This is a genomic window from Kitasatospora sp. NPDC094015 (assembly GCF_040304075.1).
Lineage (GTDB): Bacteria > Actinomycetota > Actinomycetes > Streptomycetales > Streptomycetaceae > Kitasatospora.
In genome coordinates this window covers 265,424-290,394 of sequence record NZ_JBEOUL010000008.1, presented here as the reverse complement: position 1 = coordinate 290,394, position 24,971 = coordinate 265,424, and the positions used below count along the sequence as shown (strand labels likewise).

The window sequence follows — 24,971 nt, the reverse complement described above, 5'->3', positions numbered from 1 at the left end:
TCCCGCCCGTCCCCACCGGCGCAGCCCGGCGCCGGGCCTCAGCCGGGGCGGCGGGCGACCTCCAGCCAGACCGTCTTGCCCCCCTCGTGCCGGGCGTACCCCCAGGCGGTGGCCAGCCGGTCGACGACCCTGAGTCCGTGGCCGCTCGGCACCGCCGGGGACTGCCCGGTGCGGATGGCCGGCTCGACCGGGCTGGCGTCGGAGACCTCGACCCGGATCGAGCCGCCCTCCAGGGCCAGGGCGAGTTCCCGCGGGCCGCCCGCGTGCAGGCAGGCGTTGGTCACCAGCTCGGTGACCAGGAGCAGGACGTCGCCGGCGACCGCCCGCCCCTCCTCGTCCTCGGCCGGCAGCCACCGCCAGTCGTGCAGCGCCGCCAGCGCGAAGTCCCGGCACCGGCCGACGGATCCCCGGGTCTCGAACAGCCGCAGCCGGCGGACCTGGGCGCGGGGTGGGTGCTCCGGGGCGGGCGCGGTGGGCGGGTTCTCCATCAGCCACCGACCTGTCCGGCGAGCGCCTCGTCCAGGGTCGGGTAGACCGGGAAGACCTCACCCACGCCGGTGATCGTCAGCATCCGGGAGACCATCTCGCCGGGTGCGGCCAGCGACAGCGCGCCGCCGCCGGCCCGGGCGGTGGCGTGCGCGCGCAGCAGCAGGTTGAGACCGGTGGAGTCGCAGAAGTCGAGACCGCCGCAGTCCACCACCAGGCGGGCCGGCGGTGCGTCCAGTGCGGCGTCCAGCGCCTCGCGCAGCGGGCCGGCGCTCTCGTGGTCGAGCTCGCCCTCGGGCCTGATCACCAGGCCGCCGGCCCAGGGCCGCACGGACACCATGAGGTGCCCGGCCGTGCCGCCGGTGTCAGCATCCATGGGCTCCGCTCCTCGCGTGGCTCCGGGCCCCGCCTCCTCCACCATAGATCGGGCGGCGCACCGCCCGCCCGCTGCCGGCGCTCGGCCCCGGGTCGTGACGGGCGAGGGGTTTGAGAACACCGCCGAACGGTCAGGAGCCGGATATGGCGTCTGGTGAGCGGAGTCCCTGATGCACATCGCCGTGGTCGCCGGAGGGCGCCGGCCGACCGATCACGCCGTGCCCGAACGGCTGGTCGCGATGGCCGAGAGCCTGGCGGAGATCGGCCACCGGGTCACCCTCTACGGCCGGTGGGGCACGCTCCTCCCGGCCGGTGCCGAGCTGCCCGCCGCCGTGCGGGTGCACCCGTTGGACGGCGGGCCGCCGGGCACCGCGGGCACCGAGGCGTTGCTGGCGCTGGTGCCCTCGATGACCGAGCAGCTGGAACACGGGTGGCGGGCCGATCCACCGCAGGTGGCGCACGCCGTCGGGCTGGACGCCGGGCTGGCGGTGCTGGTGGCCGCACGGAGCGTGGCGGCGCCGTTCACGGTGCACGAGCGGATCGCCGTCCTCCCGGACGAGGGCACCCTGCCCGCCTCGCTGGCCGGCAGCGCGCACCGCCTGCAGGCCGCCGTCGCGCGCAGCGCCGACGCGGTGATCGCCCGCTCGCCGGAGGAGGCCCGGATGCTGCGGCGGCTCGGTGCCCGGCACGGACGGGTGGTGCTGCTGCCGCAGGGCGTGGACGTCGACCGGTTCGCGCCGGCCCCGCAGCACCCGCCGCACGAGCCCGCGCAGCTGCTCTGCCTGGACGGCGGGCGGTCGGCCGCGAGCGTCGGGGCCGCCGTCCGGGCGGTGGCGGAGGTCCCCGAGGCGGAGCTGGTGGTGGTCGGCGGGCGGGCCGCCGAGCAGGGGCCGGCCCCCGAGGTGCGGCAGGTGCCGGAGGTGCCGCACCAGGACGTGCCGGAGCTGCTGCGCTCCAGCGACATCCTGGTCACGGCGCCGCAGACCGACCCGTCGGGCACCGTCGCGCTGGAGGCGATGGCCTGCGGCGTGCCGGTGGTGGCCGGCGCGGTGGGCGCGCTGCGCAGCCTGGTGGTGGACGACGTGACCGGACTGCTGGTCCCGCCGGGCCGGCCGGACCTGCTCGCGCAGGCCGTCCGCAAGCTGCTGGCGGACCCGGCGCACCGCCGGGCGCTCGGGGTGGCGGGCCTGGACCGCGCCCGCTCGCAGCACTCCTGGCCGGTGGTGGCGGCCCGGCTCGACCGGGTCTACCAGGGGCTGCACCACTGACCGGCCACCGAGGCCGGGCAGCCGGGCCTGCTAGGCAGGACCTTCGAGCAGGCCGGCGGCGAGTTCGCGCATCTCGACCTTGCGGATCTTGCCGGTGACGGTCATCGGGAACTCGTCCACGACGTGCACGTAGCGGGGGATCTTGACGTGGGCGAGCCGGCCCGTGCAGTACACGCGCACCGTGTCGGCCGTGAGCGGTTCGGCCCCCTCCCGCATCCGGATCCAGGCCATCAGCTCCTCGCCGTAGGCCGGGTCCGGCACGCCGATCACCTGCACGTCGAGGATGTCGGGGTGGGTGTGCAGGAACTCCTCGATCTCGCGCGGGTAGAGGTTCTCCCCGCCGCGGATCACCATGTCCTTGATCCGGCCGGTGATGGCCAGGTAGCCGTCCTGGTCCATCACCGCCAGGTCGCCGGTGTGCATCCAGCGGGCGGCGTCGACGGCCTCGGCGGTCTTCTCCGGCTCGCCCCAGTAGCCGAGCATGACCGAGTAGCCGCGGGTGCACAGCTCGCCCGGCTCCCCGCGGGGCACCGTGCGGCCGGTCGCCGGGTCGACCACCTTGACCTCGAGGTGCGGGCCGACCCGGCCGACGGTGGACACCCGGCGGTCCACCGAGTCGTCCACCCGGGTCTGGGTCGACACCGGTGAGGTCTCGGTCATCCCGTAGCAGATCGACACCTCGGCCATGCCCATCCGCCCCATCACGTCCTTCATCACCTCGGTCGGGCAGGGTGCGCCGGCCATGATGCCGGTGCGCAGCGAGGAGAGGTCGTGGTCGGCGAAGCCGGGGTCGGCCAGTTCGGCGATGAACATGGTCGGCACGCCGTAGAGCGAGGTGCAGGCCTCCGCCGCGACGGCGGCCAGGGTGGCCGCGGGGTCGAAGGCGGGGCCGGGGATCACCATGCAGGCGCCGTGCGAGGTCGCCGCCAGGTTTCCCATCACCATGCCGAAGCAGTGGTAGAACGGGACCGGGATGCAGATCCGGTCGTGCTCGGTGTAGCCGCACAACTCGCCGACGAAGTACCCGTTGTTGAGGATGTTGTGGTGCGACAGGGTGGCGCCCTTCGGGAAGCCGGTGGTCCCCGAGGTGTACTGGATGTTGATCGGGTCGTCCGGGCTCAACGTGGCCTGCCGCTCGGCGAGCACGGCCGCGTCGCCCTGCCGGCCGGCGGCGAGCAGCGCGTCCCAGTCCGGTCCTCCGATCAGCACCACCTGCTCCAACTGCGGGCAGTTCGGGCGGACTTCGGCGATCATGGCGGCGTACTCGGAGGTCTTGAACCGCTCGACGGCGACCAGCAGCCGGATCCCGGCCTGGTTCAGCACGTACTCCAACTCGTGCGACCGGTACGCCGGGTTGACGGTGACCAGGACGGCGCCGAGCTTCGCGGTGGCGTACTGGGTGAGCGTCCACTCCGCGCGGTTCGGGGCCCAGATGCCGACCCGGTCGCCCTTGGCGATGCCGAGGCCGAGCAGCCCGAGGGCCAGCGCGTCGACGTCGGCGGCGAACTCGCGGTAGGTCCAGCGGCGGCCGGCCGCGCGGTCGACCAGGGCGTCCCGCTCGGGGAAGGCCCGCACCGTGCGGTCGAGGTTCTCGCCGATCGTGTCGCCGAGCAGCGGCACGTCCGAGGTGCCCGACGAGTAGCTGCGCGCGGTCGGCGTGGTCGACACGGTGGCCTCCTGGTTGCGGCACGGCGGTGGTTGCTGGACCGGCCTGGTCCTACCCGGGGGAGCCCGGCCCCACCCGTGACGGGCCGGCCGGCGGTGGTCCCGCGGGAGACCATGATCCGTCCGCCACCGGGGATCGGCCACCCCCGAACGGGGGGGTGTCGGGCACCCGGGTTGCAGCCGCCCGCGGCGGGTAGGCGACAGGGCGTGTTGGCAAAGTCCCGCCGGGTCCGCGACGCCGGGCATCCCGCCTGGACGCACGCCCGAATCACCCAAGTACGACCCAGTACGAGGGCGATCCGGGCGCACGCCCAGCCGGGCGCCCAACACCGCGGCCTGATCCGACGCGACTTTGCCAACACGCCCTACACCTCGGGAGGCCCGCGGGTCGGCGCGGGCGCGCGGGCCGTCCGAGACTGGACGAGAGGTGGCCCGCACCGCGAGGGGCGGGCGCCCGCGAACCGAGGAGGTACGGACCATGGACTCCGTCCCGGTGCCACCCGATCCCGACATCGGGCCACTGCCGCCCGAGCCGGTCCCCGTTCCGCCGACCCCGCCGATGCCGCCGGGCCCCGGCGACCCGCGGCCGTCGCCGCCCGCTCCCCCGTTCCCGCCCGACCCCGGCCCCGACCCGGAGCCGCCGGGCCCGGACCGGGTGCGGCAGGCGTAGCGCCGGGCAGCCGTCAGGCAGCGCCGGCGGCGAGGCGGTCGAGGGCGGCGAGGCAGGCCGCGACGGCGGGCTCCTGGGCGCTGCCGCGGCGGACGGCCACCTCGATGGTGCGGGCCGGGGCGGGCTCGGCCAGCGGGCGGGCGGCCAGGCCCGGCGGGAGGGCGGCGAGGGCGAGGCGGGGCACCAGGGCGGTCAGCCGGCCGGCCGCGGCGAGGGCGAGCATGGCGGTGAAGTCGGTGCAGGTGTGCCGCACCCGAGGGGTGAACCCGACGGCGCGGCAGGCCTGCAGCACGGCCTCCCGGCAGGCGGTGCCCTCGGCCGCGGCGACCCACGGGGTGCCCGCCAGGTCGGCGAGCGCGACGGGCCCGGCGCCGGCTGCCGGGTGGTCGGCCGGCAGCACCGCGTACAGCGGGTCGTCCAGCAGGGCACGGGTCTCGGCCCCGGAGGGGTCGGGGGTGGCCAGGTTGGTGTAGCGGTAGACCAGGGCCAGGTCGGCCCTGCGGTGGCGCAGCAGCGGCAGGCTGGTCTCCGGCTCGGCCTCGGTGATCTGCACCCGCAGGTCGGGGTGGTCGCGTTCGAGCGCGCCGCACAGCGGGGCGGCCAGCGGGGCCAGCGCGCTGGTGAAGCAGGCCAGCCGGAACGGCCCGGCCGGGCGGCCGGCCAGCGCCCCGAGCCGGGCCCTGGCCCGCTCGAGCGCGGTCAGCACCGGCTCGGTGTCGGCGGCCAGCGCGCGGCCGGCGGCGGTCAGGCGGACGCTGCGGCCGTCACGGTCCAGCAGCCGGACCCCGGTCTCCGTCTCCAGCTGCTTGAGCTGCTGGGACACCGCGGAGGAGGTCACCTGGTGGAGTTCGGCGACGGCGGTCACCGTGCCGTGTTCGGCGAGGTCGCGCAGCAGGATCAGGCGTCGGAGGTCGAGCATCAGCTCAGCTTAACCGGATCTGTAGAAGATGTAGCTGGACGCGAGGGTGGCCCGGCGGGGAGAGTGCCCGGGTCCCGCCTTCCCGATCGAGGAGCTCTCGTGCGCGCCACCGTCATCCACGGCCCGAAGGACATCCGTGTCGAGGAGGTCCCTGACCCCCGGATCGAGCGGCCGGGCGACGCGGTCGTCCGGGTCACCCACGCCTGCGTGTGCGGCAGCGACCTGTGGGCGTACCGCGGGGTGGCCGCCCGGCAGCCGGGACAGCGGATCGGGCACGAGTTCGTCGGTGTGGTCGAGGAGGTCGGCGCCGGGGTGGGCGGACTGCGGCCCGGGGACCGGGTGCTGGCTCCGTTCGTCTGGTCGGACGGCAGCTGCGACTTCTGCCGGGAGGGCCTGCACACCTCCTGCCCGCAGGGCGGGTTCTGGGGCGAGGTGGGCTCGGACGGTGGCCAGGGCGAGGCGGTCCGGGTCCCGTTCGCGGACGGCACCCTGGTCCGGCTGCCGGACGGCCTCGACCAGGCCCTGCTGCCGGCCGTGCTGGCGCTCTCCGACGTGATGTCGACCGGCCACCACGCGGCGCTCGCCGCCGGCGCCCGCCCCGGCGCCACGGTCGCGGTGGTCGGGGACGGCGCCGTCGGCCTGTGCGGGGTGCTGGCCGCGCACCGGCTGGGCGCCGAGCGGATCGTGATCCTCGGGCGGCACGCCGACCGGACCGCGATCGCCCGGCGCTTCGGCGCGACCGAGGTGGTCGCCGAGCGCGGCGAGGACGCGGTGGCCGCCGTCCGGGAGCTGACCGGCGGTCAGGGCGCCGCCGCCGTGCTGGAGGCGGTCGGCACCGAGGAGTCGATGCGCACCGCGATCTCGATCGCCCGCGACGGCGGCGCGGTGGGCTTCGTCGGGGTGCCGCACGGCGGCAGCGCCGGGGTCGACATCGGCCAGATGTTCAACCGCAACATCGCGCTGCGCGGCGGCGTGGCCCCCGCCCGGGCGTACATCCCGGAGCTGCTGGCGGACGTGCTGGCCGGCCGGCTCGACCCGTCCCCCGTGTTCGACCTGACGGTCGGCCCGGACGAGGTCCCGGCGGCCTACGCTGCGATGGACGAGCGGCGCGCACTGAAGGCCCTGATCGCTTTCTGACCTGCCCTCACCCCTACCGATGGAGGAGCCACCATGCATGTCGTGATCGCCGGCGGGCACGGGAAGATCGGCCGGCGCCTGGGCCGGCTGCTCGTGGGCCGCGGGGACGTGGTCACCGCCCTGATCCGCAACCCCGACCATCGCGAGGAGCTGCTCGCGGACGGGCTCAGCCCGCTGGTCCTGGACCTGGAGCGGGCCACCGCCGCAGAGCTGACCCCGCACCTGGCAGGGGCGGACGCGGTGGTGTTCGCGGCCGGCGCCGGACCGGGCAGCGGCGCGGCCCGCAAGTACACCGTCGACCGGGACGCCGCGGTGCTGCTCGCCGACGCGGCCGTGGCGGCCGGGGTCCGGCGCTACCTGATGATCTCCACCCGCGGGGCCGGCAGCCCGCCGCCGCCCGGCGCCGACGAGATCTGGTCCGCGTACGTGGACGCCAAGACCGCCGCCGACGAGCACCTGATCGGCACCGACCTGGACTGGACGGTGCTGCGCCCGGCCTCGCTGACCGACGCCCCCGGCACCGGGACGGTACGGCTGACCGCGGGGCGCAGCGTCGGGGACATCACCCGCGACGACGTGGCCGCGCTGCTGGTCGCGCTGCTCGACACCCCGGCCTCGGCCGGCCTGGTGCTGGAGGCGGCCGAGGGGCCGGACCCGGTGGCCGAGGCGGTCGGACGGGCGGCCGCCGAGCGGACGGGCGCGGTGCGCGGGTAGCACGCCGACGGCCCGGCGGCCGGCCCCCGTACGTGCGGGGCCGGCCGTCGGGCCGTTCCGTGTCAGGCCATCCAGAAAAAGACGGCGGTCATCCGCTTCTCCTCCAGCGTGCGGCCGTGGTAGCCGGTGGCGCTGTGGATCAGGTTGGCCTTGTAGAGCAGCAGCCGGTTGTAGCGGTGCGGCACCCGGATGTCCTCGGTGAAGGAGTCCGGCGGCACGTAGCGGGTGCCGAGCGCGTCCACCAGGTTGTTGTGCGGGGCCGCGACCAGGTTGCCGCCGAGCACGCCGCCGGGCAGGCTCTGCCGGAAGAAGCTGGTGCCGAACTCCTCGGGCACCGTGGGGTTGAGGTAGAGCACCGCGGCGTACCGGCACAGGGTGCGCGAGTCGGCGTGCGGCCGCACCTCGCACTCCCCCTCGCCGACCACCTGGATGCAGTTGTGGTTGAGGGTGGCCCCGCCCGGCGCGGTCTCCGGCCAGATCTTCCGGGCCCCGGTCGCCTTCCTGACCAGCCGTTCGACCTGGGCCAGCTCGGCGCGGTCCAGGCCGGGCATGGTCCGCAGCCCGGGCCAGCTCTCCGGCTTGTACGGGTAGCCCTCGACCCAGTCGTCCTTCGCCAGGCACCGCGCGCGCACCGCGTCGACGTCCGGCAGCACGTCGTCCAGCACCCAGTAGTCCCGCCCGGGCGTCGGCTTGCGGTAGGGCAGCACGGGGAGGGCCGGGGCCCTGCGCGGTATCGGCGGCATGCGCCAGACGGTACCGACGGCCCACCCCGGAACTCTCCCATGTACAGGTCAACCTTGCGCCAAATCCTGGCGCGCCGTCCGGCTCCCCGGGGCGACCCGCCGGCCCGCTCCGTGGCGCGGCCGGGGCGGGGATCGGCCAGGATGGGGAGATGCTCGATCACATCTCGCTCCAGTGCGCCGACCTGGCCGCCGCCACCGCCTTCTACGACACCGTCCTGGAGCCGCTCGGCGGGCGCCGCCTGATGAAGTTCGACGGGGCGGTGGGCTACGGCATCCCGCCGTCCCCCACGCTCTGGCTCGGGCCGCAGACCTCGGGCGAGGGCTTCCGCGAGACCCACCTCGCGCTCCGGGCCCCCGACCGCGCGGCCGTGGTGGCCTTCTACACCCTCGCCACCGCCGCCGGGGCGACCGCGCTGCACCCGCCGCAGGAGTGGCCCGACTACCACCCGGGCTACTTCGCCGCCTTCGTCCGCGACCCGGACGGCAACAACCTGGAGGCGGTCTGCCACCTCGCGCCCTGACCCTCGGCGCACGGACACTCGGCATTCCTGACCGTCGGTGCGCGGACGGCCGGGGGCCGCCGGAACGGCAGGGGCGCCGTGCGGTCCACCCCGCCGGGTGGTCCGCACGGCGCCCCGCGCCGTCAGCAGCTCAGGTTGGCGCCCGGGACGGTGCCCAGCAGCTGGGTGAAGCTCTGGTAGGCGTTGATCCGGCTCTGCACCTGGGCGGGGTTGCCGCCGTTGCACTCGATCGAGCCGTTGATGCTGCGGATCGTCTCACCGAAGCCGTAGCCGTTGACCATCGCGTTGTGCGGGGTCATGGTGCCCGGCCCGCTCTGGGTGTTCCAGTACCAGAGGCCGGTCTTCCAGGCGATCGCCGAGTCGGTCTGCACCAGGTTGGGGTTGTGCAGCAGGTCGATGCCCAGGGCGTCGCCGGCGGCCTTGTAGTTGAAGTTCCAGCTCAGCTGGATCGGGCCGCGCCCGTAGTAGGCGGACCCGCCGGCCGGGCAGCCGTAGGGCTGGGAGGTGTCGCAGTAGTGCGGGTAGTTGGCGGTGTTCTGCTCGACCACGTACACCAGGCCGCCGGTCTCGTGGCTGACGTTGGCGAGGAACGCGGCCGCCTCCTGCTTGCGGACGGTGTCGCTGCCGGTGGCCGCGAAGCCCGGGTAGGCGCTGAGCGCGGCGGTCAGGCCGCCGTAGGTGTAGAACGGGTTCCGGTTCGGGAACATCTGGTTGAACTGGGCCTCGCTGACCGGGAATCCGCCGGTGGGCGGCGGGGTGGTCTGGCCGCCCGAGCAGTTGTACGGCTCCCAGTACCAGGTGCTGATCACCGGGTCGTAGCCCGGGTTGTCGTGGGTCGCCCGGTAGTAGCCGCCGTTGGTGTACCGCACCACGGTGCCGGTCGTGTAGTTCTGGCCGGCCACCCAGGCGGGGTAGTCGCAGCCGCCGGTCGGGGTCGGCGACGGCGTGCCGCCACCGCCGCAGGTGCCCTGGTCGGCCCAGACGCCGGAGGCGCCGCCCGGGGTCTCGTTCTGGGTCCACCACTTGGCGGACCAGTTGTGGCTGTTGTACGAGACGGTCGCGCCGCCGGTGTACACGGAACCGGAGTTCCAGGCGGCCGCACAGCCGGCGGCCGAGGCCGACGAGGGCAGGACGACCGCCAGGGCTATCGCGGCCGCGACGGCGGACAGGAGCGCGAGGATGCGTCGGACTGACACGTGATCACCTCTCGGTGCGGTGGGGGGCCGCACGGGTACGAGGACAGGTCGGCCCCGCGCGGGCCCGGGTGGGGACCGGGCCGACCGGGGTGCGGGCCGGTGCGGGACTGAGGGTGACTCAACCGCGCTGGTATAGACCTGTCAACCCCTTCTGAGAGCGCTCCCTGAAATCCGCACACCCGGGGTGGCGCCGGGCCGCCCCACCCCGCAGGGTGGATCCCGGGTCCCGGACGGAGCAGGCTGAGGGGTGGTCACCATGAGGCGGGGACACCGGACCCGGCGCACGCTGCTCGCCGCCGCCGTGGTCGGATCGGTCGCCCTGTGCGGACCGGCGGCGGCCCGCCCCCGCCCCGACGGACCGGTGGTCGTGGTGGACCAGGCCGCCCGCGCCGTCCTGGTGCTCGGCTCCGCGGAGGACCTGATGGCGTACCGCGGGCCGGGTTCGCTGCCGGTGGTCCGCTCCTGGAGCGCCGACCGCGACCCGGGCCTGGCCGACCTGTCGCCCGGCTTCTCCTGGACCAACCCGTCCGAGGCCAGGAGCCGGGTGCTGCGGGGCCGCCGCTACCTGCTGGCCACCGCCTCCGGCGGGCTGGCCGTCGTGGTCGAGGACGCCACCGACCGGGTGTACTGGGCGACCGACACCGGACTCGCCAACCCGCACGGCCTGGACCTGCTGCCGGACGGGAACGTGGCGGTGGCCGCCAGCACCGGCGGCTGGATCCGGCTCTACACCGCCTCGCGCGGCCCGCGCAGCGACCGGTTCGCCGCCTACCCGCTGGCGGGCGCCCACGGGGTGCACTGGGACCCGCAGCGGCGGCTGCTCTGGGCGCTGGGCAGCACCGAGCTGACCGCGCTGCGGGTCGGCGGCACCGCGGCGGCGCCCACGCTGTCGGCGGTCCGCAGCACACCACTGCCCTCGGCCGGCGGCCACGACCTCTCCCCCGTGCTCGCCTCCCCCGGCCGGTACTGGGTCTCCACCGAGACGGCGCTCTGGGAGTACGACCCGGACGCCGACCGCTTCGCGCCGGTCCGGCTGTCCGGCGGCGGACGGGGCATCAAGAGCATCGGGGACGCCCCCGGCACCGGCCGCGTCCTCACCGCCTCCCCCGAACCGGGGAACGCCTGCACCTGGTGCACCACCGTGCTGGCGCTGCACCGCCCGGACGGCTCCCGGGTGCTCACCGGCACCCGCCTCTACAAGGCCCGCTGGTTCACGGATCGGCGCCGGTAGGCTGCGCCCGCGACGTGCTCGGACGGGAAAGCGGTGGCGCCGGCTCCGGTGTTCACGGCATCCTGACCGGATGCTGATCAGGGAAGCCACCGCCGACGACTGGCCCGCCATCTGGCCGTTCTTCCGGCGGATCGTCGCCGCGGGCGAGACGTTCACCTATCCGACCGGCCTCGCGCAGGAGGAGGCCCGCGGGTGGTGGCTGCTGGCCGCACCGGACCGGACGGTGGTCGCCGTGGACGGGTCGGGCACGGTGCTGGGCACCGCCAAGATGAACCGCAACCAGCAGGGCAACGGCTCGCACGTGGCCAGCGCCAGCTACCTGGTCGACCCCGAGCACGGCGGCCGGGGCGTGGGGCGGGCGCTGTGCACGCACACCCTGGAGTGGGCCCGGGCCGCGGGCTTCCGGTCGATGCAGTTCAACGCCGTGGTGGAGACCAACGAGCATGCCGTGAAGCTCTACCGGTCGCTCGGCTTCGAGGTGGTCGGCACCGTCCCGGAGGGCTTCCGGCACCCCACCCTGGGGTACGTCGGGCTGCACGTGATGCACCGCGCGCTCTGAGCACCCCGCCGGCCGGGCCGCGCCGGCTCAGACCCCGGCCAGCCGGGCCCTGAGCCGCTCGGTCGGGCGGCCCTGCTCGATCGCCAGCTCCAGGGCTCGTTCCCACTGCTCGCGAGCGCCTCGGCGCTCGCCGCGGTCGTGCAGGATCTGGCCCACGAACTCGGCGTAGTCGAACTCGGCGTGCACATTGCCGTGTTCGCGCCCGAGGGCGAGCACCCGCCGCATCTGGGTGAGCGCCTCGTCGGTGCGCCCCAGCGCGTGCAGCACCTGGGCGTAGGTCTTGGTGCACAGGATCAGGAACGGGTCGCCGGGGCGGTCCGCCAGCAGCCCGACCGCCTCCTCGATCGGCGCCAGACCGCCCGCCGGGTCGCCGAGTTCGCTGCGGTGATCGGCCAGGTTGTTGAGCGACTGGGCGAGCAGCCGGGGGTCGGCCAGCTCCCGGGCCGCGGCGACCATGTCGACCAGGTCCGCGGTGACCTCCTCGGGCGCCTGCCCGCGCTCGGCCAGCACGCTGGAGCGCAGCGCCCGGAAGCGGTGGCGCAGGGTCGCCTCGCTGGCCGGGTCCGCGAGCCGCCAGGCCCGTTCGGACTGCCGCAGCGCCTCGTCGAAGCGGCCCTGCCAGGCCAGCGAGAGGCTGTGGTTGCTGTACAGGTGCGGCCACTGCTCGGCGGCGCCGCAGGCCTCGGCCCCGGCCAGGGCGCGGGCGGCCGCCTGCTCCCAGGCGTGGAACAGGCCGGTGTCGACGTAGAGGAACCCCGCGTTCTCCACCAGCCGGCAGCCGTACGGGAGTCGGGGGCCGTCGGCGGCCAGCGAGACCAGCGCGCGCAGGGTCGGCTCCTCCCGCCGGAACCAGGTGAGCGCGGCGGCCGGCGCCGGGAACCGCGGGACGCCGCCGGCCGGTGCGGCCGGCGGCAGGTGCGGGCGGTGCTGCGGGCGGACCAGGGCGACGGCGGCGGCGGTCGCGGCGAGCTGGTACTCGCAGAGCCGGATCTCGGCCGCGGCCCGCGCGGGGGCGTCCAGTTCGGTGTCCGCCAGGCGGTGGCAGTAGAGCCGCACCAGGTCGTGGAACTGGTAGCGGCCCGGGGCGGACTCGGTCGCAAGGTGCAGGCCGGCGAGGTCCGCGAGGGCGGCCCGGCCGACCGGGTAGGGCCGGTCGAGCAGGGCGGCGGCCACGTACCCGTCGGTCTCGGCGCCCGGCACCACGGCCAGCAACGGCAGCAACCGGGCGGCCGGCTCCGGGAGTTGACGGCGGCTGAGGCCGAGTTCGCGCTCAACCCCGAAGCGGCCGGGGCCGTCCAGGGCGGCCAGCCGGGCCCGTTCGTCCTCCAGCTCCTCGACCAGATCGGCGACCGACCAGGTCGGCCGGGCCACCAGCCGGGCCAGCGCCAGGCTGAGGGCGAGCGGTAGGCGGTCGCACAGCTCGACCAGCCGGCGGGAGGCGTGCGGGTCGGCGAGGGCCCGCGCGTCGCCCAGGCGCAGGCGCAGCAGCCGGTGCGCCGCGGCGTTGGTGAAGGTGCCCACCGAGCAGTGCGCGGCCTCCTCCCGGACGATCAGTTCCGGGAGCTCGTCGCGGCTGCAGACCAGGGTGAGCGCCGGGCCGGTCTCCGGGAGGAACGGGGTGACGTCCTCGGGGCGGCGGGCGTTGTCCAGGATCACCAGCAGCCTGCGGGTGGCGAGTCGGTCGCGGTAGAGGGCGGCGCGGGCGCCCTGCCCCTCGGGGATCCGGTCGTCGGGGGTACCGAGCGCGCGCAGCAGGGCGAGCAGGACCTCACCGGGATCGGCGGGGCCCTCGGCGGCGAAGCCGCGCAGGTCGGCGTAGAGCTGTCCGTCGGGGAAGCGGTCGGCGACCCGGTGGGCCCAGCACACCGCGAGGGTGGTCTTGCCGCTGCCGGCCGCCCCGGCGAGCACCGCCAGGCGGGCGGGCACGGCGGGGCCGGCGGGCGCTACGGGCGCGGCGGGGTCGGCGGGGTTGAGGGGGTCGGTGCACAGTCCGTCCAGCCACTCGCGTTCGCGGACCCGGTCGACGTACCCGCCGAGGGCGCGCGGCAGCAGGCGGGCGACGGGTCGGTCCTGCTCGGGGACGGCTGCGGGGGCGGGTACGGGCGGGGGTACGGAGACGGCGGGGGCGGCGGCCTCGCGGCGGAGCGCCGGGTCGGCGCGCAGGATCCGGGTGTGCAGGGTCCGCAGGTCCGGGCCGGGTGCCAGGCCGAGTTCCTGGTCGAGCCGGCGCCGGACGTCCTGGTAGACCTCGACGGCCTCGGCCTGCCGCCCGGAGCGGTACAGCGCCAGCATGAGCAGCTCGCGCAGCCGCTCGCGCAGCGGGTGCTGCCCGACCAGCCGTTCGAGACCGGCCACCAGGTGCTCGTGCCGGCCGAGTTCGAGGCCGATCTCGGCGCGCTGCTGCTCGGCGTCGAGCAGGACGGCGGCCAGCCGTTCGCGCTGCCGCTCGGCGTAGGCGCCGGGGAGTCCGGCGAGCGGTGGGCCCTGCGGCAGGGCGAGCGCGCGCTCCAGGCAGGCCTCGGCGAACTCGGGTCGGCCGCCGGTACGGGCGCCGGCCGCGGCCCGCAGCTCGGCGTCGAGCAGGCCGACATCGGTCCGGTCCGCGGGGATGCGCAGGGTGTAGCCGCCGGCCGTCCACTCCAGCAGGCCCGTGGCGGGCCGCGTGCCCTCGGGCCCGCCGCCGTCGCCCTCGGCGGCCGCGCCGGGGTCGAGCGCGCGGCGCAGCCGGGAGACGTAACCGCGCAGGGTGCTGACGGCGGCGGACGGGAGGTCCTCGCCCCAGACCGCGCGGAGCAGGGTGTCGAGGCCGACCGGGCGGCCGGGGTTGAGCAGCAGCGCGGCGAGCACCACCTGCTGCTGCGGGCGGCCGAGGGCCACCTGCTCGCCCCCGCGCCAGGCGCGCACCGGCCCGAGCAGGGTGAATCGCGGCACTGCGGCCGCCGGGTCCGACATCGGCCATCCAGCTGGAGAAGTCACGACAGTTCCTGCACCTTAACGCAGCGCAGGAACGTTTCTGCGTTCGGTCCACCCCCGCCCACGGCACCCCGGTTGGGAGCGGAGTCCGCCGCCCGCCCCCGCACCCCGGCCCTGGCCCACCTCCAAAAACCGCGCGCCCCGGCCGCACCGGCGCGCACCAGGAGGACGTGCACGCACCGAGGCGCCCCGCGTCCACCGCGCCACCTCGCTTGAACTGGCCGGACGTCGTGGACCCGGGCAATCCGCTTTTCCACGGTGACCGTTCCGCTTAAATGTCAGATCGTCATATGTGAACCAACCGAGCCCGATCGGCTCTCGGCCAACCCTATGCTGGTGCTTTACCTTTGCTTGACCTGATGCGAGGTTCAGATGGTCCGTCGCCCGCTCCTCCCGACCCACCACCTTCGCACCGACGTCACCGCCTCCCTGGTGGTCTTCCTGGTCGCCCTCCCGCTCTGCGTGGGGGTCGCCGTCGCCTCCGGCGTCCCGGCCGAACTCGGCCTGGTCACCGGGATCGTGGGAGGCCTGGTGACCGGACTGCTGCCGGGCAGCAGCCTCCAGGTCTCCGGCCCCGCCGCGGGGCTCACCGTCCTCGTCCACGAAGCCGTGACCGAGCACGGGCTGCCGATGCTCGGCGCCCTGGTGTTCGCCGCCGGTCTGCTCCAACTCGCCATGGGAGCACTGCGGTTGGGCCGGTGGTTCCGGGCCGTCTCGCTCTCGGTGGTGCAGGGCATGCTGGCCGGCATCGGGCTGGTCCTGATCGCCGGGCAGCTCTACGCACTGGCCGGCGCCAGGGCCCCGGGCCAGGGTCCGGCCAACCTGGCCGGCCTGCCCGGTCTCGCCGTGACCACCGCCGGGGACCGCACCGGCCTGGCCGCCGCCGCGGTCGGCGGTGCGACCCTGCTGGTGCTGGTGCTGTGGCGGCGGCTGCCGGCCCGGGTACGGGTGGTGCCGGCGCCGCTCGCCGCCGTCGCGCTGGCCACCGCCGTCACCGCGCTCGCCGACCTGCCGATCGGCCGGATCCAGGTGAACGGGTTGCTCGCGGTGGTCCGCGCACCGGCACCCGAGCAGTTCGCCGGGCTCGCCGGGGCGGGGGCGCTGGGCACGGTGCTGGCCTTCACCCTGATCGCCTCCGCCGAGAGCCTGTTCAGCGCGGCGGCGGTGGACCGCCTGCACGACGGGCCCCGGACCGACTTCGACAAGGAGTTGATGGCCCAGGGCGCGGGCAACGCGGTCTGCGGGCTGCTCGGCGCGCTGCCGATGACCGCCGTGATCGTCCGCAGCGCCGCCAACGTGCAGGCCGGCGCGCGGACCAAGGCCTCGCGGGTGCTGCACGGCTGCTGGCTGCTGCTCTTCGCGGCACTGCTGCCGGCCGCCCTCGGCGCCATCCCGGTGGCGGCGCTGGCCGGCGTGCTGGTGCACGCGGGGGCGAAGCTGATCCCGCTGAAGTCGCTGCTGCCGCTGTGGCGTTCGCACCGGGGCGAAGCCCTGGTGCTGGCCGCCACGGCGGTCGCGATCCTGGCCACCAACCTGTTCGAGGGGGTGCTGCTCGGCCTGCTGCTGGCGGTGCTGAAGTCGGCCTGGGAGACCTCGCACCTGCACACCGAGGTGACCGAGCGCCCCGGCGCGCCCGTCCTGCTGCGGCTCTCGGGGAACGCGACCTTCCTGCGGCTCCCCCGGCTGCTGGAGACGCTGGACTCGCTCCCGCCCGGGCGGCCGATCGAGGTCGATCTGGCCGGGGTCCGGCACCTGGACCACGCCTGCCGGGCGGCGTTGCGGGAGTGGGTGCAGCGGCACAACGCGGACGGCTCCGAGACGGTCCGGGTGTCCGCCCCGGTCTGAGCGGCGCACCCGTCGGGCCGGATGCGGGTGCGACGGGTGCGCGGGCTCAGTGCCGGCCGGAGATCCGGTCCGCCAGCCGGGCCACCGGGTCGGTGGTGGCGGAGCGGCGGGCGGACTCCCGCCGGTCCGCGCCCCGGTAGGCGGCGTACAGCGCGTGCACGCCGAGCCAGCGCAGCGGTTCGGGCTCCCAGCGGCGTACGCGGTGCCCGACCCAGGGCAGCCCGGTCAGCTCGGTGGCGCCGCCCTCGCCGGAGTCCAGCAGGACCAGGTCGCGCAGCGTGCGGCCGGCCAGGTTGGCGGTGGTCACCCCGCTGCCGACGTACCCGCCGGCCCAGCCGAGGCCGCTGACCCGGTCCAGCTCGACCCCGGCGCACCAGTCCCGGGGCACGCCGAGCACCCCGGACCAGGCGTGCTCGATGCGCACCCCGGCCGTGGCGGGGAAGAACCGCACCATCAGCTCGCGCAGCGCGTTCACGGTGGCGGCCTGGGTCCTGCCGTCGTTGTCGGTGCGCGACCCGTAGCGGTACGGGACGCCCCGGCCGCCGAGCGCGATCCGGCCGTCGGCGGTGCGCTGCGCGTACATGTACGCGTGCGCCATGTCGCCGAGCAGCTCCTGGCCGTCCCAGCCGATGGCGTCCCAGACCTGCTGCGGGAGCGGCTCGGTCGCGATCATCGAGGAGTTCATCGGCAGCCAGGTCCGCTTCTGGCCCCGGACGGCGGCGGTGAAGCCCTCGGTGCAGCGCAGCACGTACCGGGCGCGGACGGTGCCGTGCGGGGTGACGGCGCGGCCGGGCGCGAGGTCGGTGACCGGGGTGGCCTCGTGGATCGCGACGCCCAGCGACTCGACCACCTCGGCCAGACCCCGGACCAGCTTGGCCGGGTGGATCCGGGCGCCGTGCGGGGTCCAGCTGCCGCCCAGGGCACCGGCCACGTCGATCCGCGCGGCCGTCTCCGGGCCGCTCAGCAGCACCCGGTCGTGCTCGCCGAACGCCACCTCGGCCCGGTGGAAGGCCTGCAACCGGCCCAGCTGCGCCGGGGTGTACGCCACCTCCAGGACGCCGCCCGGGTGCACGTCGGCGTCGATCTGCTCGGCCTGGGCGACCAGCACCACCTCCGCCACGCTCTCGTTCATCGCCCGCTGGAGGTCGGTGGCGGCCGGCCGGCCGTGCAGCCCGGCGTAGCGGTCGCGCCCGGCGATGCCGTTGTACAGCCAGCCGCCGTTGCGGCCGGAGGCGCCGTAGCCGCAGAAGTGCTGCTCCAGCACGGTGATCCGCAGGTCCGGCGCGGCCCGCTTCAGGTAGTAGGCCGTCCACAGCCCGGTGTAACCGCCGCCCACGATGCACACGTCGGCCATGGTGTTCCCGGGCAGCGGCGCGCGGGGGGCGGGTACGCCGTCCTGCGCGTACCAGAACGAGATGCCGCCGTTGACGGTGGTCATGGTGGTCCTGTCTGTTGCCGGGCCCGCTGTCCTGCGCGGACGGTAACCCCGTGCCGAGGGGTGGGACAACGCGCAACCTGTCAGGAAGGCGGCCCGGGCTCGGACGGGGTGTCGGGGCCGGTGCGGGCGACCGCGAGCTGGGCGGCGAGCACGGCCGGCGCCTCGACCAGCGAGGGGCCGTACCAGGTGAGGTGGCGGCCGCTGAGCAGGGCGGCCGGCACGCCCGGGAACGCCTCCGGCCCGTCGGCCGCCGTGAACCGGTACGGCTCGTCCGGGAGCACCACCAACTCCGGCCCGGCGGCCAGCAGTTCACCGATCGGCACGGCCGGGTAGCGGTCCGGGTGGTCGGCGTGCAGGTGGTCGACGCCGAGGCGGCGCAGCAGGTCGCCGGCGAAGGTGTCACGGCCCAGCACCATCCAGGGCCGCCGCCAGATCGGCACCACGGCGCACGGCCGGTGGCCCGCCGGGGCGGGCAGCGAGCGCCAGGCCTGCTCGGCCCGCCCGAGCCAGGGCGGCCGGGGCAGCCCGCAGCCGGCGGTGAGCAGCCGGTCCAGGGAGTCGAAGGCCTGGTCGAGGGTGCAGATCCGGGTGACCCAGACCGCGAGCCCGGCGGCCCGCAGCTCGGCCAGGTCCGGTGCCCGGTTCTCCTCCTCGTTGGCGATCACCAGATCGGGCCGCAGGCCGGCGATCCGGGCCGGGTCCGGGTTCTTGGTGCCGCCGATCCGCGCCACCGCCAGCCCTTCCGGGTGGGTGCACCAGTCGGTGGCGCCGACCAGCAGGCCGGGGGCGGTGGCCGCGACCGCCTCGGTCAGCGAGGGCACCAGCGAGACCACCCGGCGCACCGCACCGAGCGTCAGGACGGTGCCCTGGTCGTCGGTGACGGTGCGCGGTGGTGGGGAGGCGGCCATCGGGCCACCCTACGGCGTGCCGGCGGACGGCGGCGAGAGCGCACGGCTACCGCTCGGCCGGGCGATCGGCCTGCTGCTCGACCGGGCGCCAGGCCGGCGGCTCGGCCCGCTGCTCCACCGACTACCCGACCGGCTACCCGACCGGCTGCTCGACCGCCGTGAAGGCGAGCAGGCGGTGCCAGGCGTCGGTGCAGGCCTCCTGCCAGTCCGCGAAGGCGTCGTCGAAGAACGAGTGCGGCGCGCCCTCGTAGACGTGCAGCTCGTACTCCTTGCCCGCCCGGTCGAGACCGGCGGTGAAGGCGGCGAACTCCTCCTCGGTGGTGACCACGTCCTCCCCCGCCAGCAGCATCAGCAGCGGCGCGGTCAGCTGCTCCGCCCGGTCGCCGAAGAACCGCGGCACGCCGTAGAACCCGGCCGCCCCGGCCAGACCCAGGCCGGCGGACGCCAGCCGCCAGGAGTACGAACCGCCCAGGCAGAAGCCGACGCTGAACACCGGTCCGGCCGTCCACTCCCGCAGCTTGGCGAGCGCCGCCGCCGCGTCCGCCTCGACGTGGGCGGGCTCCAGCAGCGGCATGTGGGTCGCCCAGTCGAAGTCGGCGTCCCGGCTGCCGAGGCCGGCGGAGCGACCGTAGAAGTCGAAGGTCAGGGTGTGGAAGCCGGCCTCGGCGAAGCGGCGGGCGAGGTCCTCGTAGAACGGGTGCAGGCCGCGCCGGTCGGGCAGCAGCAGGACGCTGCGGCCGTTCGGGACGGTCGGCGCGGCGCGGAAGGCGCTGAACCGGTTGCCGTCGGCGGCGGTGATCTCCAGCCGGCCCTCCTGGGCGACCGCACCCGTGACGACGGGGGCGGCGGGCGGACGGCTGTCGGTGGGGTGGCACATGGTGAATCCTTCGGACCTGCTCGGCGGGGGACGTTGGCGTCCCGTTGACGTGCTCCAGCCTGCTCGGGCCGGCCCGGCGGACCCAGACCCCTGCCGATACGGGTACCGGCAGGGCCACCCTGACCGCCCGGCATACTGGCCGGCATGCGAGATCACCAGGACTTCGGGGCCTATCTGCAGGCCCGCCGCGCTCTGATCACCCCGGAGAGCGCCGGGCTGCGCGGCGGCGGCCGGCGGCGCGTGCCGGGCCTGCGGCGCGAGGAGCTGGCGCAGCTCGCGGGGATCAGCGTCGAGTACTACCAGCGGCTGGAGCAGGGCCGGGCGGTGCACCCGTCCGACGAGGTCCTGGACGCGCTCGCCGAGGTGCTCCGCCTGGACGCCTTCGAGCGCGAACACCTGCACGTGCTCGCCCGGCCCGCGCGGCGGCAGCGGGCGCGGGCCGCCGCCCCGGCCGCGGACGGCCCGGAGGTCCGGCCGGAGCTGCTGCGCCTGCTGGACCACGTGACCGTCCCGGCCATGGTGCTGACCGACCGCATGGACGTCCTCGCGCTGAACCCGCTCGCGCGGCGGCTCTTCGTGCACGGCGCCGCCGCCCGGCCGGGCGCCTGGAACCTGGCGGCGTTCCTGTTCCTCGCCCCGGCGGGGCGGGAGTTCTACGTCGAGTGGGAGAGCATCGCGGCGGACACGGTGGGCCAGCTGCGCGCGGTCGCCGCCCGCCACCCCGACGACGCGGCGCTGGAGGCTCTGATCACCCGGCTGCGCGCGCAGAGCCCCGCCTTCCGCACGCTGTGGGCGCGGGCGGACGTGGAGGTCCGCACGCACGGGACCAAGAGCTTCCGCCACCCGGCGGTGGGCACCCTCACGTTCAGCTACGAGACCCTGCCGCTCGCCGGGGACGAGCGCCGGCGGATCGTCACCCTGACCCCCGTCCCGGACGGTGCGACCGAGGCGGCGCTCCAGCTGCTCGCCACCTGGGCGGCCGAGGCGCCGGTCCCGCCCGCCCGGGAGGCCCTGAACGCCTGACGCCGGGTCGGTCGTGACCCTGGTCCCGGTCAGGCCGGCGGCTACGGCTCGGTGGGCGCGTGGTCGTTCGCGGCCCGGACGGCGGTGCCGAGCGGCCAGGACTCGATGTCGCGGTAGTGGATCGGCCCCGGGCCGCGTCCGATGTTGCTGCCGACCAGGTGGATCCGTTCGGTCCGCCACGTCCGGCCCACGAAACCGGCGAGTCCGTCGGCGGCCCGCGGCACGCTGGTGGGGTCGTCCCGGCGGGCCCGCGCCAGGGTCAGATGGGGGTGCAAGGGGCGCTCGCGGAACGCGATCCCGCAGGACCTGACCAGCTCCCGGACCTCGTGGGCGAGCCGGTGCAGCCCGTCCAGGTCGCCGCCGATCCCGCTCCACAGCAGGCGGTCGTCGAAGTGGTCGCCGCCCCGCAGGCTCAGCTCCAGCGCCGGGTACGCGGCCGCCGCCCCGGCCAGCGCGGCGCGCAGGACCGGTACCGCGGTGACGGGCAGCTCGCCGAGGAACGCCAGGGTGACGTGCCAGTCCTCGATCCGGTTCCACCGCAGCCGCGGGTACCCGGCGTAGGCCGGCCCCAGCGCCCGGGCCAGTTCGTCCTTGGCGTCGTCGGGCGGGGCGAGCGCCACGAAGACGCGGCGGGTCGAATGCTCGGAGCTGTCGTCCACCAGGGATTTCTAGCACCTCGCCGGTGCTCCCCGCCGACCGGCACCGGCCCCCCGGCACCCGGAACCCGCCTCGTCCGGGGTACCCGGGTATCACCCGGCGGCTGGCTCCCCGGTATGACGACCGGGGTGCCGACCCGGCCCTACCCTGCTCCCGCCCGGGCCGCCGAGGCCCCTTCCGGAGTGGGAACCATGACCGACGCCTTCGCAACGCACCGCAGACGCAACCGGATCGGCCTGCCCTGGGTGGTGTTCTCGGCCCTGGCGATCGCCGGGCTGAGCACGGGCCCGTACCTGACGGCGACCCTCGCCCGGCTCGCCGAGCAGGACACCGGGCTGGCCGCCGGCTACGTCCACCGGCCGCTGCCCGTGCAGCTCGCGTTCTACGCCCATCTGGCCTTCGCCACCGTGGCGTTGGTGACCGGCCCGGCGCAGTTCTCGGTCCGGCTGCGGGCGCGGGCGCCCCGGCTGCACCGGGTGCTCGGCCGCTGCTACCTGGGGTGCGTGGCGGTGGGCGCGGCGGCGGCGCTGGTCCTGGCACCGTTCAACACCGCCGCCGTGGTCGGTTTCTTCGGCTTCGGTGCGCTCGCCGTGCTCTGGGCGTACACCGGGTGGCGGGCGCTCGCCGCGATCCGCGGCCGTGACCTGCCGGCCCACCGGGCCTGGATGATCCGCAACTTCGCGCTCACCTACGCGGGGGTGACCCTGCGGCTGTGGCTGCCCGTCCTGATCGCCGGCCAGTTGCTGCTCGGCGCGAACGGCGACACCTTCGCGGCCGCCTACGCGGCGGTGCCCTTCCTGTGCTGGCTGCCCAACCTGGTGGTGGCGGAGTGGTTGATCCGCCGCCGCGGGCTGCCCGGGTACCGGATCGGGCCGCCCGCGGGAGCGGACCGTCAGCCCGGCTGCGACTGCGGCCGGCTGTCGTAGTGCTCCTGGGCGGCGAGGAGTTCGTCCCCGTGCCGACCGAACCACCCGATGAGCTCGGTCAGCGGCCCGGACAGGCTGGTACCGAGCTCCGTGAGGCTGTAGGTGACCTGGGGCGGGTTGGTGGGCGCGACCTCGCGAGCCACGAGCCCGGCCCGGGCCAGCGCCTTGAGGTTCTGCGAGAGCATCTTCTGGCTGATGCCGCCGACCCGTTGGTGCAGCTGCGCGAAGCGGTGCGGGCCGCTGATGAGGGCCGAGATGATCAGCGTCGCCCACCGGCTCGTCGTCCGGTCCATGATCGGCCGGAGTGGGCACCTGCTGTCGAAGGTGTCATGGGCCAGGAGCCGGGCGGCCGTCGCGACCTGCTGAGTTTCCACCATGGCACGAGCTTACAAAAAAGTACGTACTTCCCCTCGGTAAGGGGGTTTCCTACGGTGAGTCAGCAGGCAAGAACCCATGATCGAGGAGTCACTGTGAGCAGCAGCACCACCCGTACGGCGATCGTCACCGGCGCGTCGAAGGGTTTGGGCGCGGGGATCGCCGAGGCGCTGGCCGGAGCCGGCGCAGCCGTCGTGGTCAACTACCGGGAGGACGCGGAGGGCGCCGCGCGGGTCGTCGCGGGCATCACGGCCAAGGGCGGCCGGGCGGTCGCGGTCCGGGCGGACGTCGCCCGCGGCGGCGACGTGCGCCAGCTGTTCGACCGGGCGCGCGAGGAGTTCGGACCGGTCGACGTGCTGGTGAACAACGCGGCGGTCGCCGCCTTCGCGCCGCTGTCGGACATCACCGAGCAGGAGTTCCAGCGGCAGCTGACCACGAACCTGCTGGGGACGATGCTCACCACGCAGGCGCTCGCCGCGCAGGACGACATCGGCGCCGCCTCGATCGTCAACGTCTCGACGGCCGGCACGCTCACCCACCCGCCGTACGCCTCGCTGTACGTCGCCTCCAAGAGCGCCGTCAACGCGTTCACCATCGTCGCGGCCAAGGAGCTGGGCCCGCGCGGCATCCGGGTCAACGCGATCATGCCCGGACCGTCGGACACCGAGGGCACCCGGGCGATGGGATTCCCCGGCTCGCCCCAGGAGGCGCAGGCGATCGCCGACACCCCGCTGGGCCGCACGGGCACCCCGGAGGACTACGGTCCGCTGGTGGTCTTCCTGGCCTCCGACGACGCGCGCTGGATCACCGGGGACGTCATCCTCGCCTCCGGCGGCATGCGCTGACACTCCGTCAGACGCGCTCGACCCTCGTCAGCCGACCAGGCGGCGGCGCCAGTCCAGCGGGGTGACGGTGATGGCCCGGGCGGGATCGTGGTCCCACTCGGTGCGCAGGCCGGCCGCGGCGAGCGCGGCCACGACCTCGTGGCCGATCGAGGCAGTGGTCGCGGCCGAACCATCGAAGCCCCCGTAGAGGAGCGTCAGGCCGCGGCCTGCGGCGGCGGAGTCGGTGCACCGGGTGTGGAAGTAGACGAAGCCGCGCGCGTCGGGGTCACCCTCGGCGCCGATCTCGGCCTCGCCGCAGGTGCGGCAGCAGGTGAAGTTCTCGCGGGCGGTGATGCCGCTCCCCTGGAGGGCGGCGAACGCGCGGGCCAGGCGCTCCGGGTCGGTCTCGCCCTGCCACCCGGCCTGCTCGGCGACCCGCGCCAGCCACAGGCGGTCGGCCAGCGCCACGGCCTGTCCGGGCGAGACGGGCCGGCGATCCGCGGTGACCAGGTACTCCTCGGCGAGCTCGGCCAGGTCGGCGCGGGTGGCGTAACCGCCGGCCAGCGCCTCGCGGACGCGCTGCTCCAGCTCCGCGCGCTCGGCCTCGTCGAGGCCGAGCGGGGGCTCCTCGGCGGTGGGGCCCATGTCCAGCGGCGACCACGCCAGGTCGGCGGCCCAGCCCGGATCCTGACGGGCCCAGCCGGTGAGGGTCGCGATCACTACCCCGGGCCCGTCGGCCGTCGCCTCGAAGTGACGGTCGGCGACCCCGTCGCGGTGCTCCAGCGTGTAGTCCCCGCCCGCGGCGTGCCAGACCTGGAAGAACACGTCCGGCAGGTCGGGTATCCGTTGGACCACCAGGAACCGGTCGCCCTCGGCGCCGATCCGTCGGACCAGCCCCGCCAGTTCGGCCTCCGACACGCGGACGTGCCGCTCCCGATTGTCCGTCCTCACCACGATCTCGAGCATGCGCAGACTCTGGCACACGCCACCGACAGCGGACGCCGGGGGCGGCGGACGCGCGGGCGGCGCCCCGGGGAGTGTCTCAGGGAGCGCCGCAGAGATCGGTCACCAGGGCGCGGGCGTAGGTCCCGTCCGTGCCGGGGACGGAGAAGACGACGCGGAAGTAGAGCGGGGCGACGATCCGGTCGAGCAGGCACTCCAGCGGGGGCGGCGCCTCGCCGCGGGCGCGCGAGGCCTCGAGGACCACGTCGAGGCCGGCCGTGCAGCGGCGCAGGCACTCGCGCAGGCCGTCGCGGCGTTCGCCGACGTCCGGGGAGACCTCGGCCCGGAAGAACGCGATGCCGCCGGGGCGGGTCAGGTCGGCCAGCGTCCGGATCGCGTAGTCCTCCAGGTCGATGCGGAGGTCACCGCTGGAGGTGGCCGGCGCGTCGGCCTCCTGCTGGGTCGCCAGGTCGGCGAGCAGGGCCTGCAAGGTGCCCCAACGGCGGTAGACGGTGGTGGGGTTGACGCCCGCGCGCTCCGCCACGGCGGGGATCGTCAGCTGGGCCGGGTCGGTCTGCGCGGCGAGTTCGGTGACGGCCAGGTGGACCGCCGCCCGGACGCGGGCGCTGCGACCGCCGGGACGCCTGGCGGGGGCTTCGGGGCTCATGCACCAAGACTAACGCAGATCTGGTTGCTTTT

The 24,971-nt window shown here is 75.5% G+C and carries 24 protein-coding genes; 10 read left to right on the top strand and 14 right to left on the bottom strand.

What is annotated here, in order from left to right:
- Positions 1-38: 38 nt before the first annotated feature.
- Positions 39-488, bottom strand: coding sequence for an ATP-binding protein (locus tag ABT014_RS13730; RefSeq protein ID WP_350638902.1), 450 nt, complete (start codon positions 486-488; stop codon positions 39-41).
- Positions 488-862, bottom strand: a complete 375-nt coding sequence (locus tag ABT014_RS13725) for an STAS domain-containing protein (RefSeq protein WP_350638901.1) — start codon at positions 860-862, stop codon at positions 488-490. The genes ABT014_RS13730 and ABT014_RS13725 overlap by 1 nt, the downstream gene beginning before the upstream one ends.
- A 169-nt stretch (positions 863-1,031) precedes the next feature.
- Between ABT014_RS13725 and ABT014_RS13720 the strand changes: the two genes are divergently transcribed.
- Positions 1,032-2,129, top strand: coding sequence for a glycosyltransferase (locus ABT014_RS13720; RefSeq protein WP_350638900.1), 1,098 nt, complete (start codon positions 1,032-1,034; stop codon positions 2,127-2,129).
- A gap of 30 nt (positions 2,130-2,159) precedes the next feature.
- On the opposite strand, the gene ABT014_RS13715 is transcribed toward ABT014_RS13720, so the two are convergent.
- Both ABT014_RS13715 and ABT014_RS13710 read right to left on the bottom strand, forming a co-directional pair.
- Positions 2,160-3,797 (bottom strand): AMP-binding protein, encoded by a 1,638-nt coding sequence (locus ABT014_RS13715; protein WP_350638898.1) that lies wholly within the window; start codon positions 3,795-3,797, stop codon positions 2,160-2,162.
- Positions 3,798-4,477: 680 nt separating this feature from the next.
- The gene (locus tag ABT014_RS13710; RefSeq protein WP_350638897.1) at positions 4,478-5,383 is read right to left on the bottom strand and encodes a LysR family transcriptional regulator; all 906 of its coding nucleotides are present in this window, start codon (positions 5,381-5,383) and stop codon (positions 4,478-4,480) included.
- A gap of 99 nt (positions 5,384-5,482) precedes the next feature.
- On the opposite strand from ABT014_RS13710, the gene ABT014_RS13705 reads away from it, so the two are divergent.
- Positions 5,483-6,520 carry a zinc-dependent alcohol dehydrogenase family protein gene (locus ABT014_RS13705; protein WP_350638896.1) on the top strand — a complete coding sequence of 346 codons (1,038 nt, stop codon included), beginning with the start codon at positions 5,483-5,485 and terminating at the stop codon, positions 6,518-6,520.
- A gap of 33 nt (positions 6,521-6,553) precedes the next feature.
- Entirely contained in the window at positions 6,554-7,234 is a 681-nt protein-coding gene (locus ABT014_RS13700) for an NAD(P)H-binding protein (protein WP_350638895.1), read from the top strand.
- 62 nt (positions 7,235-7,296) lie between these two features.
- Here the strand turns inward: ABT014_RS13700 and ABT014_RS13695 are convergent, their stop codons facing one another.
- Positions 7,297-7,977 carry a DUF6445 family protein gene (locus tag ABT014_RS13695; RefSeq protein WP_350638894.1) on the bottom strand — a complete coding sequence of 227 codons (681 nt, stop codon included), beginning with the start codon at positions 7,975-7,977 and terminating at the stop codon, positions 7,297-7,299.
- Positions 7,978-8,126: 149 nt separating this feature from the next.
- On the opposite strand from ABT014_RS13695, the gene ABT014_RS13690 reads away from it, so the two are divergent.
- Positions 8,127-8,498 carry a VOC family protein gene (locus ABT014_RS13690; protein ID WP_350638893.1) on the top strand — a complete coding sequence of 124 codons (372 nt, stop codon included), beginning with the start codon at positions 8,127-8,129 and terminating at the stop codon, positions 8,496-8,498.
- Between the two features lie 122 nt (positions 8,499-8,620).
- On the opposite strand, the gene ABT014_RS13685 is transcribed toward ABT014_RS13690, so the two are convergent.
- A complete protein-coding gene (locus ABT014_RS13685; RefSeq protein ID WP_350638892.1) occupies positions 8,621-9,694 on the bottom strand; it encodes a glycoside hydrolase family 19 protein in 1,074 nt (357 codons plus the stop codon).
- A gap of 256 nt (positions 9,695-9,950) precedes the next feature.
- Between ABT014_RS13685 and ABT014_RS13680 the strand changes: the two genes are divergently transcribed.
- Positions 9,951-10,925, top strand: a complete 975-nt coding sequence (locus tag ABT014_RS13680; protein WP_350638891.1) for a DUF6528 family protein — start codon at positions 9,951-9,953, stop codon at positions 10,923-10,925.
- Positions 10,926-10,995: 70 nt separating this feature from the next.
- Positions 10,996-11,484 carry a GNAT family N-acetyltransferase gene (locus ABT014_RS13675; RefSeq protein WP_350638890.1) on the top strand — a complete coding sequence of 163 codons (489 nt, stop codon included), beginning with the start codon at positions 10,996-10,998 and terminating at the stop codon, positions 11,482-11,484.
- Between the two features lie 27 nt (positions 11,485-11,511).
- Here the strand turns inward: ABT014_RS13675 and ABT014_RS13670 are convergent, their stop codons facing one another.
- Positions 11,512-14,436, bottom strand: coding sequence for an AfsR/SARP family transcriptional regulator (locus ABT014_RS13670; protein WP_350638889.1), 2,925 nt, complete (start codon positions 14,434-14,436; stop codon positions 11,512-11,514).
- Positions 14,437-14,829: 393 nt separating this feature from the next.
- Here ABT014_RS13670 and ABT014_RS13665 point away from each other — a divergent pair, with 393 nt between their 5' ends.
- On the top strand, positions 14,830-16,302 hold the full coding sequence (locus ABT014_RS13665) for a SulP family inorganic anion transporter (RefSeq protein WP_350638888.1): 1,473 nt from the start codon (positions 14,830-14,832) through the stop codon (positions 16,300-16,302).
- A gap of 46 nt (positions 16,303-16,348) precedes the next feature.
- Here the strand turns inward: ABT014_RS13665 and ABT014_RS13660 are convergent, their stop codons facing one another.
- From ABT014_RS13660 to ABT014_RS13650, 3 genes are all read right to left on the bottom strand, one after another.
- Positions 16,349-17,740, bottom strand: coding sequence for an NAD(P)/FAD-dependent oxidoreductase (locus ABT014_RS13660; protein ID WP_350638887.1), 1,392 nt, complete (start codon positions 17,738-17,740; stop codon positions 16,349-16,351).
- An 80-nt stretch (positions 17,741-17,820) separates the two neighbouring features.
- Positions 17,821-18,648 carry a helical backbone metal receptor gene (locus ABT014_RS13655; RefSeq protein WP_350638886.1) on the bottom strand — a complete coding sequence of 276 codons (828 nt, stop codon included), beginning with the start codon at positions 18,646-18,648 and terminating at the stop codon, positions 17,821-17,823.
- A gap of 133 nt (positions 18,649-18,781) precedes the next feature.
- Positions 18,782-19,525, bottom strand: a complete 744-nt coding sequence (locus tag ABT014_RS13650) for a dienelactone hydrolase family protein (protein ID WP_350638885.1) — start codon at positions 19,523-19,525, stop codon at positions 18,782-18,784.
- Positions 19,526-19,669: 144 nt separating this feature from the next.
- Here ABT014_RS13650 and ABT014_RS13645 point away from each other — a divergent pair, with 144 nt between their 5' ends.
- Complete coding sequence (locus tag ABT014_RS13645; protein ID WP_350638884.1) at positions 19,670-20,548, top strand: helix-turn-helix domain-containing protein; 879 nt, start codon at positions 19,670-19,672, stop codon at positions 20,546-20,548.
- Between the two features lie 41 nt (positions 20,549-20,589).
- Here the strand turns inward: ABT014_RS13645 and thpR are convergent, their stop codons facing one another.
- A complete protein-coding gene (gene thpR, locus ABT014_RS13640) occupies positions 20,590-21,207 on the bottom strand; it encodes an RNA 2',3'-cyclic phosphodiesterase (protein WP_350638883.1) in 618 nt (205 codons plus the stop codon).
- 189 nt (positions 21,208-21,396) lie between these two features.
- Between thpR and ABT014_RS13635 the strand changes: the two genes are divergently transcribed.
- Complete coding sequence (locus ABT014_RS13635; protein WP_350638882.1) at positions 21,397-22,131, top strand: DUF2306 domain-containing protein; 735 nt, start codon at positions 21,397-21,399, stop codon at positions 22,129-22,131.
- Here ABT014_RS13635 and ABT014_RS13630 read toward each other — a convergent pair.
- Positions 22,098-22,508, bottom strand: coding sequence for a winged helix-turn-helix transcriptional regulator (locus ABT014_RS13630; protein WP_350638881.1), 411 nt, complete (start codon positions 22,506-22,508; stop codon positions 22,098-22,100). The two genes, ABT014_RS13635 and ABT014_RS13630, sit on opposite strands and share 34 nt — an antisense overlap.
- A gap of 93 nt (positions 22,509-22,601) precedes the next feature.
- Here ABT014_RS13630 and ABT014_RS13625 point away from each other — a divergent pair, with 93 nt between their 5' ends.
- Positions 22,602-23,351, top strand: coding sequence for an SDR family NAD(P)-dependent oxidoreductase (locus ABT014_RS13625; protein ID WP_350638880.1), 750 nt, complete (start codon positions 22,602-22,604; stop codon positions 23,349-23,351).
- Between the two features lie 27 nt (positions 23,352-23,378).
- Here ABT014_RS13625 and ABT014_RS13620 read toward each other — a convergent pair whose 3' ends face one another.
- The gene (locus ABT014_RS13620) at positions 23,379-24,296 is read right to left on the bottom strand and encodes a DUF6891 domain-containing protein (RefSeq protein WP_350638879.1); all 918 of its coding nucleotides are present in this window, start codon (positions 24,294-24,296) and stop codon (positions 23,379-23,381) included.
- 76 nt (positions 24,297-24,372) lie between these two features.
- On the bottom strand, positions 24,373-24,939 hold the full coding sequence (locus ABT014_RS13615) for a TetR/AcrR family transcriptional regulator (RefSeq protein ID WP_350638878.1): 567 nt from the start codon (positions 24,937-24,939) through the stop codon (positions 24,373-24,375).
- Positions 24,940-24,971 lie beyond the last annotated feature (32 nt).

Bases quoted from the DNA above. Each gene is read 5' to 3' on its own strand.
- ABT014_RS13695 (WP_350638894.1), bottom strand. From the start codon at position 7,977: ATGCCGCCGATACCGCGCAGGGCCCCGGCCCTCCCCGTGCTGCCCTAC.
- ABT014_RS13665 (WP_350638888.1), top strand. From the start codon at position 14,830: ATGGTCCGTCGCCCGCTCCTCCCGACCCACCACCTTCGCACCGACGTC.
- ABT014_RS13620 (WP_350638879.1), bottom strand. From the start codon at position 24,296: ATGCTCGAGATCGTGGTGAGGACGGACAATCGGGAGCGGCACGTCCGC.
- ABT014_RS13630 (WP_350638881.1), bottom strand. From the start codon at position 22,508: ATGGTGGAAACTCAGCAGGTCGCGACGGCCGCCCGGCTCCTGGCCCAT.
- ABT014_RS13680 (WP_350638891.1), top strand. From the start codon at position 9,951: ATGAGGCGGGGACACCGGACCCGGCGCACGCTGCTCGCCGCCGCCGTG.
- ABT014_RS13720 (WP_350638900.1), top strand. From the start codon at position 1,032: ATGCACATCGCCGTGGTCGCCGGAGGGCGCCGGCCGACCGATCACGCC.
- ABT014_RS13675 (WP_350638890.1), top strand. From the start codon at position 10,996: ATGCTGATCAGGGAAGCCACCGCCGACGACTGGCCCGCCATCTGGCCG.
- ABT014_RS13725 (WP_350638901.1), bottom strand. From the start codon at position 862: ATGGATGCTGACACCGGCGGCACGGCCGGGCACCTCATGGTGTCCGTG.
- ABT014_RS13635 (WP_350638882.1), top strand. From the start codon at position 21,397: ATGACCGACGCCTTCGCAACGCACCGCAGACGCAACCGGATCGGCCTG.
- ABT014_RS13710 (WP_350638897.1), bottom strand. From the start codon at position 5,383: ATGCTCGACCTCCGACGCCTGATCCTGCTGCGCGACCTCGCCGAACAC.
- ABT014_RS13690 (WP_350638893.1), top strand. From the start codon at position 8,127: ATGCTCGATCACATCTCGCTCCAGTGCGCCGACCTGGCCGCCGCCACC.
- ABT014_RS13655 (WP_350638886.1), bottom strand. From the start codon at position 18,648: ATGGCCGCCTCCCCACCACCGCGCACCGTCACCGACGACCAGGGCACC.
- ABT014_RS13660 (WP_350638887.1), bottom strand. From the start codon at position 17,740: ATGACCACCGTCAACGGCGGCATCTCGTTCTGGTACGCGCAGGACGGC.
- ABT014_RS13730 (WP_350638902.1), bottom strand. From the start codon at position 488: ATGGAGAACCCGCCCACCGCGCCCGCCCCGGAGCACCCACCCCGCGCC.
- ABT014_RS13615 (WP_350638878.1), bottom strand. From the start codon at position 24,939: ATGAGCCCCGAAGCCCCCGCCAGGCGTCCCGGCGGTCGCAGCGCCCGC.
- ABT014_RS13650 (WP_350638885.1), bottom strand. From the start codon at position 19,525: ATGTGCCACCCCACCGACAGCCGTCCGCCCGCCGCCCCCGTCGTCACG.
- ABT014_RS13700 (WP_350638895.1), top strand. From the start codon at position 6,554: ATGCATGTCGTGATCGCCGGCGGGCACGGGAAGATCGGCCGGCGCCTG.
- ABT014_RS13670 (WP_350638889.1), bottom strand. From the start codon at position 14,436: ATGTCGGACCCGGCGGCCGCAGTGCCGCGATTCACCCTGCTCGGGCCG.
- ABT014_RS13645 (WP_350638884.1), top strand. From the start codon at position 19,670: ATGCGAGATCACCAGGACTTCGGGGCCTATCTGCAGGCCCGCCGCGCT.